The 13746-nt window shown below is 65.3% G+C and carries 9 protein-coding genes; 4 read left to right on the forward strand and 5 right to left on the reverse strand.

Going from position 1 to position 13746, the window contains the following annotated elements:
* Nucleotides 1-112: 112 nt before the first annotated feature.
* Both EN857_RS17225 and EN857_RS17235 read right to left on the reverse strand, forming a co-directional pair.
* Nucleotides 113-1492, reverse strand: a complete 1380-nt coding sequence (locus EN857_RS17225) for an MFS transporter (protein WP_127393248.1) — start codon at nucleotides 1490-1492, stop codon at nucleotides 113-115.
* 275 nt (nucleotides 1493-1767) lie between these two features.
* Nucleotides 1768-6567: an NAD-glutamate dehydrogenase gene (locus EN857_RS17235; RefSeq protein WP_135858919.1), complete on the reverse strand. Its 4800-nt coding sequence runs from the start codon at nucleotides 6565-6567 to the stop codon at nucleotides 1768-1770.
* A 140-nt stretch (nucleotides 6568-6707) separates the two neighbouring features.
* Here EN857_RS17235 and EN857_RS17240 point away from each other — a divergent pair, with 140 nt between their 5' ends.
* Together EN857_RS17240 and EN857_RS17245 are read left to right on the forward strand one after the other, a co-directional pair.
* Nucleotides 6708-7295, forward strand: coding sequence for a peroxidase-related enzyme (locus EN857_RS17240; protein WP_127392097.1), 588 nt, complete (start codon nucleotides 6708-6710; stop codon nucleotides 7293-7295).
* Between the two features lie 195 nt (nucleotides 7296-7490).
* Nucleotides 7491-7814: a YciI family protein gene (locus EN857_RS17245; RefSeq protein ID WP_127284803.1), complete on the forward strand. Its 324-nt coding sequence runs from the start codon at nucleotides 7491-7493 to the stop codon at nucleotides 7812-7814.
* 4 nt (nucleotides 7815-7818) lie between these two features.
* On the opposite strand, the gene EN857_RS17250 is transcribed toward EN857_RS17245, so the two are convergent.
* Nucleotides 7819-8433: a LysE family translocator gene (locus EN857_RS17250; protein WP_127392096.1), complete on the reverse strand. Its 615-nt coding sequence runs from the start codon at nucleotides 8431-8433 to the stop codon at nucleotides 7819-7821.
* A 417-nt stretch (nucleotides 8434-8850) separates the two neighbouring features.
* Between EN857_RS17250 and EN857_RS17255 the strand changes: the two genes are divergently transcribed.
* Nucleotides 8851-9477: a DUF1062 domain-containing protein gene (locus tag EN857_RS17255; protein ID WP_135858923.1), complete on the forward strand. Its 627-nt coding sequence runs from the start codon at nucleotides 8851-8853 to the stop codon at nucleotides 9475-9477.
* Between the two features lie 57 nt (nucleotides 9478-9534).
* On the opposite strand, the gene typA is transcribed toward EN857_RS17255, so the two are convergent.
* Entirely contained in the window at nucleotides 9535-11364 is a 1830-nt protein-coding gene (gene typA, locus EN857_RS17260; protein WP_127392094.1) for a translational GTPase TypA, read from the reverse strand.
* Nucleotides 11365-11565: 201 nt separating this feature from the next.
* Here typA and EN857_RS17265 point away from each other — a divergent pair, with 201 nt between their 5' ends.
* Nucleotides 11566-11844 carry a hypothetical protein gene (locus EN857_RS17265; protein WP_127309615.1) on the forward strand — a complete coding sequence of 93 codons (279 nt, stop codon included), beginning with the start codon at nucleotides 11566-11568 and terminating at the stop codon, nucleotides 11842-11844.
* A 99-nt stretch (nucleotides 11845-11943) separates the two neighbouring features.
* On the opposite strand, the gene EN857_RS17270 is transcribed toward EN857_RS17265, so the two are convergent.
* The gene (locus EN857_RS17270) at nucleotides 11944-13518 is read right to left on the reverse strand and encodes an alkaline phosphatase (protein WP_127309616.1); all 1575 of its coding nucleotides are present in this window, start codon (nucleotides 13516-13518) and stop codon (nucleotides 11944-11946) included.
* Nucleotides 13519-13746: the final 228 nt, after the last annotated feature.

Below are 13746 nucleotides of genomic sequence, written 5' to 3' on the forward strand. Positions count from 1 at the left end.
TCGGATGGCGTGGTTTTCGAGAACCGGAGCGGAGGGACATTCAAGTCCGTGAGCACCGGAAGCGCAGAAAACCGCGTCAGGCGGCCAGCGAAGTAGAATTATCGAATGTCTCTCATTCCACAGGCTGGTCCGCCGGATATGGCGTCCTGATCAGGATCGCTATGCCGATGCCGAGGAACAGGATGATGACCGCCATGCCGAGCCGGGCCGAGTCGGTGGCCCAGCTGATCGTCGCCAGCAGGAACGGCGCCAGGAAGCTGGTCGCCCGCCCGGACAGGGCGTAGATGCCGAAATAGCGGCCGGATTCGGCGGCGGTGACGCTGCGCGCCATGTAGGAGCGCGACGAGGCCTGCACCGGTCCGAAGGCAAGCCCGATCAACAACCCGTAGAGGATGTAGGCCTTCTCGGCCGCGGTGCCGAACAGGCCGCCGGAATCGACGGTGGAAAGCTGGATCAGGCCCAGCAGCGTGAAACCCGGGCCTGTCGAGACGATGCCGGCGGTGGCCACTGTCAGCATCACCAGCGCGATCATCACCACCGCTTTGGAACCGAGCGCGGTGTCGAGGCGGGCGGCGATCCAGCAACCGAAGATGGCGACGACATTGAGGATGATGCCGAAGATGCCGATCTCGGTGATCGACCAGCCGAACATCGCCGCCGCGAACACGCCGCCCTGCGTCAGCAGCGCATTGACGCCGTCCTGATAGATCATGCGGGCGACGAGGAAGCGGAAGATGCCGACGCGCTTGCGCGCCTCGGCCAGGGTCGACTTCAGCTCGGACAGACCCTGGCGCACGGCCGGTCCGATCGGGATGCCTTTGGCGGCATCGGGGGTGAAGAAGAACATCGGCAGGATGAACAGGAAATACCAGCCGGCCGACATCGGCCCCGTGGCGCGGGCATCCTCGCCAAGCTTCGGGTCAAGCCCGAGGATCGGGTCGAGGCCGATGATAGTCTTGCCGGTTTCGGGATTGCCGGCCATGAACAGGATGACGAAGATCAACGCGATCATGCCGCCGAGATAGCCCAGCCCCCAGGCGATATTGGAGACGCGGCCGATCTCGCTCTTCGGCACCAGGCGCGGCATCATCGAATCATTGAAAACAGTTGAGAACTCCGCCGCCACCGAGGCCAGCGAGAACAGGGCCACGATCAGGAAGACGTTCGAGCCGGGGGCGGCGAGCCACAGCAGCGTCAGGCTGGTGATCTTGATCGCGGCGAAGCAAGCGATCCACGGCTTGCGCGGCCCGGTCTGGTCGGCGATCGAGCCCAGTATCGGCGACAGCACGGCGATGACCAGTCCCGCGGCGGCGATGCCCCAGGCCCAGGCGGCCTGGCCCATCACCGGATCGCTGACCATGCGCGAGGCGAAGTAAGGCCCGAAGATGAAGGTGGTGACGACGGTGAAGAACGGCTGCGCCGCCCAGTCGAAGAACATCCAGCCCCAGATGCCGCGCCCCGACGCCCGCTGCACTGTCTCTATTGCCGCCATGCTGATTCCCTCGGCCCGCCCCGCGTCGGGCGCCATGTCTGCATGTTTTTCATGAGCATGCAAACTGGCAAATGTTCGTGCTGCCCCTCACCTGCCTCCCGGCATCCTCTCCCCGTATAGAGACGGGGAGAGGGGCGCTGTCGCCGCAGATTTCGCCAATCAACAGCGTTGCAAAAAGGAGCGCCGAGGCCACGGCCAGCCCTTTCTCCCCGTCACTATACGGGGAGAAATGCCCGGCAGGGCAATGAGGGGCGGCGCCGGTGTTTCGGAGATGCCTACATCCCCGTCAGGTCGCTCATCAGCCCGGATGCCACGGACAGCCGTGACACGGTGATGTCGCCGCCCTCTGTCAGCGCTTGCAGCCGCTCGCGGATGCGCGCGACGCGTTCACCACCGGCTTCCAGCCAGGCCGCCACCGGATCCGCCGCCTTGGCGTGGGCGGTTAGCGCCGCCACTGCGATGCCGCGCCGTGCCGCGCCGATCGTGTCGGTGGCGCGCGAAAGCGCCAGCTGGTCATAGTAATCCGGCGGCGAGATCGCCCGCGCCGCCTCCTCGACGCGCGGAATGCGGAAGGCGTCGCTGACGGCGAAGAAAGCTCTCGCGGCGGCGACGATATCGGCATTGGCGGTGCGCGCGGTCAGCGCGATGTCGGGGATCAACTCGGCCAGATCGGCCAACGCCAGCTGCCCGGCCAGCCGTTCCGGCGCCCCGCCCTTGAACAGGCTGTGCCGCCGCTCCTCGATCCGCTCGCGCGAGTAGGCCGGCAGCAGCGAGGCGAGCTTCGGCTCCAGCGCCCTGCGCGCCTCCTGCAATTCGGCGATGCGCTGGCCGAGCGGCGCCGTGCCGGCATGGTTCTTCAGATACCAGCCGCTGGTCATGAAGATAAGCCGGCTAACCGCCTGGTAGAGATCGAGCTGCACCTGGCCGTCGATCTGGCTGTCGAGCGCGTCGATTTCCTTGGAGAGCGCCGGCAGCGCGAAGCCGTCGCGCACCACGGCGAAGGTGCGCACCACATCGGCGGCGGTGCGCCCGGTGGCCTCCTGCAGCCGGTTGACGAAGGACGGACCGCCGCGATTGACGAGGTCGTTGGCGACCACGCGGGCGATGATCTCGCGGCGCAGCCGGTGGCCGTCGATCTCGGCGGCGTATTTCTTCGCCATCCGCTCCGGGAAATAGCCAAGCAGATCGCGCTCGAAATGCGGATCGTCGGGCACGTCGCTGGCGACGATGTCGGAGAACAGCACGATCTTGGCATAGGCGAGCAGCACGCCGAGCTCGGCCCTGGTCAGCGGCTCGCCGCGCGCCTCGCGCTCGGCAAGCGCCGCCGGTGACGGCAGCGTCTCGACGGCGCGGTTGAGCAGGCCGCGCGCCTCCAGCGCCGTCATGAAGCGGCTCTGATGCGCGATGTCGGCCAGCCCGCGCTTGCGCGCGATCGAGAGCGCCAGCGTCTGCTGGTAATTGTTGGACAGCACCAGCCCGCCCACCTCGCCGGTCATCTCCGAGAGCAGTTTGTTGCGCGCCGGCCGGGCCAGCGCGCCCTTGCGCATGGCTGAGGCCAGCGCGATCTTGATGTTGACCTCGACGTCGGAGCAGTTGACGCCGGCCGAATTGTCGATGGCGTCGGAATTGCAGCGGCCGCCGGCAAGCCCGAATTCGATGCGCGCCCGCTGCGTGACGCCGAGATTGGCGCCCTCGCCGATGACTTTGGCGCGCACATCGAGCGCGGTGACGCGGATGGCGTCGTTGGCGCGGTCGCCGACATCGGCGTTGGTCTCGTTCGATGCCCTCAGATAGGTGCCGATGCCGCCGAACCACAGAAGGTCGACAGCCGCCTTGAGGATGGCGTTCATGATCTCGACCGGCGTCGCGGTGGTCTTGCCGAGTCCGATCGCGGCCGCGGCGGCTTGCGGCAGCGTGATCGACTTCTGGTTGCGCGAGACGATGACGCCGCCTTCCGACAGTTTCGACTTGTCGTAGTCCTGCCATGAGGAGCGCGGCAGCGCGAACATGCGTTCCCGCTCGGCCATCGACGCCGCCACGTCCGGATCGGGATCGATGAAGATGTCGCGATGGTCGAAGGCCGCGATCAGCCGCGTCTGCGGCGACAACAGCATGCCGTTGCCGAACACGTCGCCCGACATGTCGCCGACGCCGACGACGGTGAAGGGCGAGGTCTGGATGTCGCGGTTCATCTCGCGGAAATGCCGCTTGACCGCTTCCCAGGCGCCCTTGGCGGTGATGCCCATCTTCTTGTGGTCGTAGCCGGCCGAGCCGCCGCTGGCGAAGGCATCGTCCAGCCAGAAGCCGTGCTTCTCGGAAATCGCGTTGGCGGTGTCTGAGAAGGTCGCTGTGCCCTTGTCGGCGGCGACGACGAAATAGGGATCGTCAGGATCGCGCCGCACCACGCCGGCCGGCGGGATGACGCCGTCGATGCCGATATTGTCGGTGATCGACAGCAGGCTGGAGACATAGTTCTTGTAGGCCGAGGTGCCGGCCTCGAAGATCGCGTCGCGGCTGCCGCCGACCGGCAGGCGCTTGGGATAGAAGCCGCCCTTGGCGCCGACCGGCACGATGACGGCGTTCTTCACCTGCTGCGCCTTGACCAGGCCGAGCACCTCGGTGCGGTAGTCCTGGGCGCGGTCCGACCAGCGCAGGCCGCCGCGCGCCACCGGGCCGAAGCGCAGATGCACGCCTTCGACCTCGGAACCATAGACGAAGATCTCCCGCCACGGCCGCGGCGCCGGCAGCCCGTCGACCGCCTGCGAATCGAGCTTGATCGCCAGCGACTGGCCCCGCTCTTTCGTTCCGGCAACGAAATGATTGGTGCGCAGCGAGGATTCGATCAGATTGAGGTAGCGGCGGATGATGGTGTCGTCATCGATGTTCGGCACCTCCTCCAGCGCGTCCTTGATCTTGGCCTTGAGGTGCTTGGCCGCCACCACGCCTTCGGTTTCGGCCGTCGGCCCGAGGCGGGCGACGAACAGCGCATGCAGGCCGCGCGCGATGTCGGGATAGCGGTTGAGCGCGGCGGCGATGAAGTCCTGGCTTTGCGGAATGCCGGCTTGCTGCAGATAGCGGCCATAGGCGCGCAGGATGGTGACCTCGCCGGACCACAGGCCGGCGGTCTGCGCGAGACCGTTGTAACCGTCATTGTCGACATCGCCGCGCCACACCGACAGGAACGCGTCCTCGAACAGCGCCCCGCCGTCCGTGAGGTCGATCGGCTTGCCGTAGCTGTTCTCCAGCTCCATGTCGTGGATGAAGACCATGCCGGACGGATCGTCGCCGACCTCGAAGGTGCGCTCGCTGATGACGCGGAAGCCGATGTTCTCCAGCACCGGCACGCGCCGCGACAGCGCCACCGGGCTGCCATGATGATAGATCTTCAGGGCCGCCTGGTGCGGCTTCTGGTCGGCATGGCGATAGTAGTCGATGGCGATCGGATTGGCGGCGTCGATCCTGGCGATGCGCCCGGCATCGGCCAGCGCCACCGCCGGCGAGAAGGAGTCGCGATAGCTTTCCGAAAAGCGCGCGGCGATTGCCGTCAGGGCTCTGTCCGTGCCCGTTTCGGCCGCGGTCTCCCGCAGCGCATCGTCCCAGGTCCGCACGATGTCGCGGATCGCCGCCTCGATCGCCGCCTGTTCGACCTTCGGCGTCTTGCCGCCGGAGCGGCCGATGATGAAGTGGACGCGCGCCAACCCGCCTTCCGGGAAGGCGGGGTAGTAGGCCGAGAGCCGGCCCTCAAACACGGTCTTGAGATAGGTGCCGATCTTCTCGCGCGCGACGCTGTCGTAGCGGTCGCGCGGCACGAAGACCAGGATCGAGACGAAGCGGTCGAACTGGTCGGCGCGCACCAGCGCCCTGACGCGCGGCCGCTCGATCAGGCCGAGAATGGCCTCGGCGTGCTTGCGCAGGATCGGTACCGGCACCTGGAACAGCTCATCGCGCGGATAGCTTTCCAGCACGTTGATCAGCGCCTTGCCGGAATGGTCGCTTGGGTTGAAGCCGGACTTGGTGATGACGGTTTCGGCCTTGGAGCGCAGATAGGGGATCTTCATCACCGAGCGCGTGTAGGCGGTCGAGGTGAACAGGCCGACGATGCGCAATTCGCCGAGCAGCGTGCCCTTGGCGGTGTAGGTCTTGACGCCGATGTAATCGAGATAGATGCGGCGGTGCACCGACGATTTGGCGTTTGCCTTGGTTACGATCAGTGGCTCCGGACCGTGCAGGAAGGCGCGGATCTCGGGCGTCGTCGTCACCGCTTCGGTGCCGCGCCTCAGCACCAGCACGTCGGGATCGGACAGGATGCCGAGGCCGGGCTTGTCGGCGCGCTCCAGCGTGCCGCTCTTTTCGCCGCCGGTGTATTTGAACTCGCGCATGCCGAGGAAGGTGAAATTGTCGTCGCGCAGCCATTCGAGGAAGGCGATCGCCTCGGTGACGTGCGCCTTGTCGAGCGGCACCGGCGCGTAGCGGAATTCCGAGATCGCCTGGTCGAGGCGGGCGAGCATCGGCTTCCAGTCGGTGACGGCGGCGCGCACCTGGACCAGCAGCTTCCTCAAGCGCCCGGCCAGCGCTTCGGCCTGGTCGGCGGACAGCCGGCCGATATGGACATGCACGACGCTCAGCCGGTCGTGGCTGCCGTCGCCCTTGGCGAAACCGCCATCGCCGAGGATTTCCTCGACGCCAGCCTTGCCATGCCTGACGGTGACGACCGGATGCGTGACCAGCAGCGGCTCGCCGGCGCTCTCGGTGATCTCGCCCAGGATGGAATCGAACAGGAACGGCATATTGTCGTTGACGACGGTGACCACCGTCACCGGCCGGCCCTGGCGCGCCACGCCGGAATCGACGTCGATCGCGACGATGCAGTCGCCCTTCTTGTGCCTGGCGACGGCTCGCCCGGCAAGATCGGCGGCACGCTCGAGATCGGCAACCTCGTACGCGGCGACGTCCTCGGCCGGCGCGCGGGCAAGAAGATAGTCGGCAAGCCGACCCGGTCTTTCGCCTCCCTTCGCCGCGCCTCCCTTTGCTGGAACCGTCTTCTTCGGCTGGCTTGCGGTTTTGAGGCTGGCCATGATGTGAAGTCCCTCCCGTCACATGCTTTTGCGATTATGGTAGCAGATGACCGCCGTTTGGCGACAAAGGTTTGACGGCTTGCAAAGATTCTTCGGAATTTTGATCGCAAATCGGCAGCGAATGAGAAGGACGAAGCCCAATGAGTGCAAGCAAGACCGCCAAAACCACCGGCAAGATCACCGCGCTCGACCTCGCCCAGGCCGAGCTCAGCGAGGCGACGAAAGCCTACTTCGCCAAATGCGAGGAAAAGCTCGGCCTCGTCCCCAACGTGCTCAAGGCCTACGCCTTCGACGAGAAGAAGCTGCGCGCCTTCACCGACATGTACAACGACCTGATGCTGGGCGAGTCCGGCCTGTCGAAACTGGAGCGCGAGATGATTGCCGTCGTCGTCTCCTCGATCAACCACTGCTACTATTGCCTGGCCGCGCATGGCGCCGCGGTGCGCCAGCTTTCCGGCGACCCTTCCCTCGGCGAGATGATGGTGATGAATTTCCGCGCCGCCGACCTTTCACCCAGGCAGACCGCGATGCTCGAATTCGCCGTCAAGCTGACTGAGGAGCCGGCGAAGACCATCGAGGCCGACCGCGCCGCCTTGCGCAAGGCAGGCTTTTCCGACCGCGACATCTGGGACATCGCCTCGACCGCCGCCTTCTTCAACATGTCGAACCGGGTAGCGGCCGCGATAGACATGCGCCCGAATGACGAATACCACGCTATGGCACGCTAGGCGGCGGCACTATTTTAGCTATCGCGCATTCTCATTGCTTCTCCGCCGTTTTGGTCCGATGATCAACGATTGCGGCATCGCCGCATATCAAGGATTGCGGCATCGCCGCATATCAACACGATTGCGGCTGAGCCGCATATCGCCAAGCGGCATGGCCGCATGCCGGTTCGATGCCGCCGATCAAGGGAGGAGAACATGGCGAAGTTTCTCTATGTCTATCATGGCTCCGGCAAGATGCCGACCGACGAGGTTGAGCGGAAGGCGGCCATGGATGCGTGGACCGGCTGGTACGACAAGCTCGGCCCGGCCGTGGTCGACGGCGGCAATCCGGTCGGCATGTCGAAGACGGTGCTGGCGAGCGGCAAGGTCGAGAACAATGGCGGCAGCAATCCGACCGCCGGCTACACCATCGTCGAAGCCAGGGATATCGACGACGCCGTCGCCAAGGCCAAGGCTTGCCCGATCCTGATGGACCCGGCCTTCACCGTCGAGATCGCGCCGATCATCGAGATGATGTAGCCGTTCAGGAACGGGCCGCGATCGCGGCGGCGGCGCCTGCCATGGTGGCGGCGCTGACGCGGTTGGCGATCTTCATCGCCCGCCTGCTTTTGAGCAGCTTGCGGGCCTGCGCGGCGGCGAGCACCCAGGCAAGATCGATGGCGACCAGGACCACCGCCATGGTCGCCGTCAGTTCCATCCAGCCGACGACGCTGACCGAGGCAAGATCGATGATGGTCGGCAGCAGTGCCAGATAGAACATCATGATCTTGGGGTTGCCCAATGTCACCGCCATGCCGGCGAAGAACAGTTTTGCCGGCGAATCCTCGCGCGGCATCTCGCCTTCCTTCGCCTCGATGGGCGCGGTCCACATCTTCCACGCCAGATAGGCGAGATAGGCGACGCCCGCCCATTTCACGGCGACGAAGGCGAGATGAAAGGTCTGCGCCACCACGGCCAGCCCGAACACCGCCAGCGACAGCCAGATGCCCTCGCCGATCCACATGGCGAGCAGGAACGGGAACACGTCGCGAAAACCCTTCGAGATCACCCTTGCGACAAGGGCGGCGATCGACGGGCCGGGCGACCCGGCGGCGACGAAAAGCGCGGCGGCGAAGATCAGCAGCGAGGTGAGATGCATGGCCAAAATCTCCGATCTGAGGTTTGGCTGCCAATCTAGCCAGCAACGGCAGCTTTGGCAAAGAACAGGCAATCGCTTCGGTCGCGGCGGCGCCGATCTCGACAATTGCCGTCTTGCCGTTCCCGTCGGCCACGGCTAGAAGAGCCGCCCCGACATTCATTCCGAGCTTCACTTTGCCTCAGTAACCGCCGGTCTCGTCAACTCTCCTGAAAACACAGGGCGCTGCAGCTGCGGCGTCCCGATCATTTCATGTGTTCCTCAGGCGGCGGTTCGAGACCGGCTTGGCATTGCTGAACCTGTCGCGCGCCGCGCGACGCCTGATTTCCTTAAAGCCGCAGCTCTCCAGCCACGCCGTGCCCGCCCGGGCAACTCGACATCGCCGACCTGGCGAACTTCCCGACGGGAAGGGCTTTCGGCATGTCTGGACTCTTGCGTATCCGCTGGGCGATCGCGCCCGAGATCGCGCCTCGACCTCTCATCACCTGCAATCGCTGCGGCGGCCTCAGGCCATATCGATCGAGCGGCAAATTCCGCGTCAACGCCAACGGCAAGCGCATCGACGCCGGGCTGATCTACCGCTGCGTCGATTGCGACAATTCCTGGAATTTCGCCATCTTCGAGCGCCGCAACCGCCGCGACATCGAGCCGGCGCTGCTCGCGGCGCTCGAAGGCAACGACCCGGCGCTGGCCCGGCGTCATGCCTTCGATGCCGCCGTACTGAAGAGCCACGTCGGACGCATCGAGGAGTTCTCAGACGTCGCCGTTGAAAGGCATGTGCTGGAACGGCGGCCGGAACATGCGACCGTGCTGGACCTGCGGCTCACTCTGGAAATGCCTGTGCCCTTGCGGCTCGACCGGTTGCTGGCCGGCGAACTCGGCGTCTCGCGCTCGCGGCTTCAGGCCTGGGAAGAGCGGCGGCAGCTTTGCGTCGAGCTTGATGGCCCCAGGGCGCTGCGCAGGCCGCCGCGCGACGGCATGGCCATCCGTATCGATCTGAGCGACGAACCGGATCGCGACACCATCGTCGCCGCTGCCGGCGCGTAGAAACGAAAAAGGGAGGGAGCAGTGCTCCCTCCCTCGATGATTGCTCCGTCGAAAACCTTACGCCGCGCCGACCGCCTTGGCCGACTTCTCGAAGCGCTTGCGTTCGTTCGGGTCGAGATAAAGCTTGCGCAGCCGGATCGTCTTCGGCGTCACCTCGACCAGCTCGTCGTCCTGGATCCAGGCCAGCGCGCGCTCCAGCGTCATGCGGATCGGCGGCGTCAGCTTCACCGCCTCGTCCTTGCCGGCGGCGCGGATGTTGGTGAGCTTCTTGCCCTTCAGCACATTGACCTCGAGGTCGTTGTCTCTGGAGTGGATGCCGATGATCATGCCCTGGTAGACCTTGACGCCCGGATCGATGACCATCGGGCCGCGATCCTCCAGGTTCCACATCGCATAGGCGACCGATTCGCCCTGCTCGTTGGAGATCAGCACGCCGTTGGTGCGGCCCGGCAATTCGCCCTTGTAGGGCTCGTAGGCATGGAACAGCCGGTTCATCACCGCGGTGCCGCGCGTGTCGGTCAACAGTTCCGACTGGTAGCCGATCAGGCCGCGCGTCGGCGCGTGGAAGACCAGGCGCTGGCGGTTGCCGCCGGAGGGACGCAATTCGACCATCTCGGCCTTGCGCTCCGACATCTTCTGCACGACGACGCCGGCATGCTCCTCGTCGACGTCGATGACGACTTCCTCGACCGGCTCCAGCAATTCGCCGTTCTCGCCCTTCTGCATGACGACGCGCGGCCGCGACACGGCGATCTCGAAGCCCTCGCGGCGCATCGTCTCGATCAGCACCGCGAGCTGCAATTCGCCACGACCGGAGACGAAGAAGGAATCCTTTTCCGGCGATTCCTCGATCTTCAGCGCGACATTGCCTTCGGCCTCGCGCAGCAGGCGGTCGCGGATGACGCGGCTGGTCACCTTGTCGCCTTCCGTGCCGGCGAGCGGGCTGTCGTTGACGAGGAAGGACATCGTCACCGTCGGCGGATCGATCGGCTGCGCGTGCAGCGGCTCGGTCACCGTCGAATCGCAGAACGTGTCGGCGACGGTGCCCTTCGACAGGCCGGCGATGGCGACGATGTCGCCCGCCTGGGCTTCGTCGATCGGCTGGCGCTCGAGACCGCGGAAAGCGAGGATCTTGGAGACCCGGCCGGTCTCGATCTGGGTGCCATCATGGTGCAGCACCTTGACCGCCTGGTTGGCCTTCAGCGAGCCGGACTCGATGCGGCCGGTGATGATGCGGCCCAGGAAGGGATTGGCTTCCAGGATGGTGCCGATCATGCGGAACGGGCCGGGATGCACGGTCGGCGCCGGCACATGCTTGACAACGAGGTCGAACAGGGGCGCCAGCTGCTGGTCCTTCGGGCCTTCAGGATTTTCCGAAACCCAGCCGTCGCGGCCCGAACCGTACAGGATCGGGAAGTCGAGCTGCTCGTCGGTGGCGTCGAGCGCGGCGAAGAGATCGAACACCTCGTTGACCACCTCGACATGGCGGGCGTCCGGGCGGTCGATCTTGTTGATGACGACGATCGGCTTCAGGCCGACCTTGAGCGCCTTGCCGACCACGAACTTGGTCTGCGGCATCGGCCCTTCGGCGGCGTCGACCAGCACGATCGCCGAATCCACCATCGACAGGATGCGCTCGACCTCGCCGCCGAAATCGGCATGGCCGGGCGTGTCGACGATGTTGATGCGGGTGCCGTGCCAGTCGACCGAGGTCGCCTTGGCCAGGATGGTGATGCCGCGTTCCTTTTCGAGGTCGTTGGAATCCATGGCGCGCTCGGCGACACGCTGGTTGTCGCGGAAGGCGCCGGACTGTTTCAGGAGCTGGTCGACGAGGGTGGTTTTTCCATGGTCGACGTGCGCGATGATCGCGATATTGCGGAGGTTCATGTGTCTGGTCTCGGGAGCGTTGCAGGCAGCAGGCCCAGAGGCGCCGCCTTTTTCGGTTGCGCGGCTCATACAGGGTTTTTCGCATTTGCGAAAGGGGAGGCTCGTACCCAAATATGTGGTTACCAATTCTTAAGCGTCTTTGCGTCAAATGTATCAATTCACCAGGGCGGAACCTTTCGGGGTCCGGGCAGTTCGACTCCCATGACCGATTCTTTCATCAGATTGCGTCCGATCCTGGCCTGGGCAGCACTTACCGTGCTGCTGGCGGTGGGCGCCGCGCAGTCGGCCGCGACACTCAAGGGAAATCCCGCTCTGCCCCCCGATACGCAGACGGCGGAGCAGATGTTCGCCGATGCCCCCGATGGCGTCGACCCCGTCGTGACCGGCCCCGTCAGCGCCGCCTTCAAGCAGCGGCAGCAGGATGCCGGCTGCGACAGCGCCGTGTGGCCGAAGATTCCCGCGACTTGCTATCCGGACTGACGACCACCGGTCGCGGTCGTCCTCCCAGAGACTGTTTCGAAATTCGCTCCGGCGAGTCAGAAAACGCCAGCAGATGGCCGCCGGATTTCCAACAGTCTCCTAAGCCGAGCGCACCGGGTCGAGCGTCACCTTGTAGAGCTCGTTGTCGTCGCGATCCATCAGCCGCACCGTCAGCTGTTCGGTTGCGCCTGAAATGTCGACCAGGCCGAAGAACTGCAGGCCGGCCGACGGCGGCAGGTTCTGGCCCTGCTCGGCGGTCGGCGCCTTGATGAACTTCAGCTCCGGGCCGAAGGTCATGTCGAAATCGTTGGGACCGAACGTGCCGGCATGGATCGGGCCGGAGACGAATTCCCAGAACGGATTGAAATCCTGGAACTGCGCCTTTTCGGGATTGTAGTAATGCGCGGCCGTGTAGTGGACGTCGGCGGTCAGCCACACCGTGTTGCTGATGCCGGCGTTCTTGATGTAGCGCAGCAGGTCGGCGATCTCGAGCTCGCGTCCCCTGGGCAGGCCGTTGTCGCCATTGCTGACGGCCTCGCCGCCCACCTTCTTGGTGCCGTCGTTCCACACCACCAGCCCAAGCGGCATGTCGGCGGCAATGATCTTCCAGGTCGCCCTGGAATTCGCGAGTTCCCGCTTCAGCCATTTGGTCTGCTGCTCGCCCAGCATGCGCGATTCCGGCGTCATCGTGTCCTGCATGTCCGGGCCGTTCGGGCCGCGATAGGAGCGCATGTCGAGGAAGAACACGTCGAGCAGCGGCCCATAGGCTATTTTGCGATAGACGCGGCCGGGCTCGGCCGGCTCGTAGCGGATCGTCGTCATCTCGTGGAAGGCGCGCGCCGCGCGTGCCGCCAGCACATGGATGGATTTCTCCGAGTAGCGGTCGTCGCTGCCGAGATCCTTGGAATCCGACCAGTTGTTGACCACCTCGTGGTCGTCCCACTGGTAGAAGGTCGGGCAGATGGCGGAGAGGGCGAGCACATTCCTGTCCATCATGTTGTATTTCCACTGCGCCCGATATTCGTCGAGCGTCTGCGCCACCTTGCGCTTCTCGTCGATCAGCACGGCGTTCTTCCACTTGCCGCCGCCGGGCAGGTCGACCTCGTCCTTCATCACGCCATCGGCATAGATCGTGTCGCCGGAATGCAGGAAGAAATCCGGCGTGTGCTTGCCGATGGTGGCGTAGGTCTTCATGCCGGTCTCGTCGATGCCCCAGCCCTGGCCGGCGGTATCGCCCGACCAGGCGAAGCGGATGTCGCGCTTGGAGGCCGGCGCGGTGCGGAAGCGGCCGACGATCGGCTCGGAAACGGCGTTGATGTCGGCGAGGTCGGCCGCGGTCATGCGATAGAAGATGTCCTGGTCGGCGGCGAGATCGGTGAGCAGCCGCTTCACCGTGTAGTCGCTGGCCGGCGACGTATCGAGCGGCGCGAGCCTGGTGGCGTTGGCGAAGCTCTCCGTCGACGACACTTCGAACATCACGCGCGCCGGACGGTCCGTGCGCGTCCACACCATGCCGCTTGAGGCGTCGACGTCGCCGGACTGGACGCCATGGGTGAAGGCAGGCCGCTGGCTGGCGCGCGAATAATAGGGCAGCGCGAGGCCCGAGGCGCCGACCAGGCCGAATGCGCTCGCCGAGGTGACGAAGGCGCGGCGGGTCATCGAGATCTTGTTCATGGCTGTCTCCTGGATGGCGTTTAACGTCGCCCCCAAGCTCCCGCCTCAATGTTTCAGGCGCATCTCGGAACCATGAAGTTTTGATAACAATGAACAGGCCTTCCCTTCTTCCCTTGTGGGAGAAGGTGGATCGGCGCGCAGCGCCGAAACGGATGAGGGGTGCGCGACTGAGTGAGACGGTGGCGTTCCCTGGAGCACCCCTCATCCGTCGCCTTCGCCGACACCTTC

This window comes from Mesorhizobium sp. M4B.F.Ca.ET.214.01.1.1, assembly GCF_004791545.1.
In the GTDB taxonomy this organism is placed as follows: Bacteria; Pseudomonadota; Alphaproteobacteria; order Rhizobiales; family Rhizobiaceae; genus Mesorhizobium; species Mesorhizobium abyssinicae.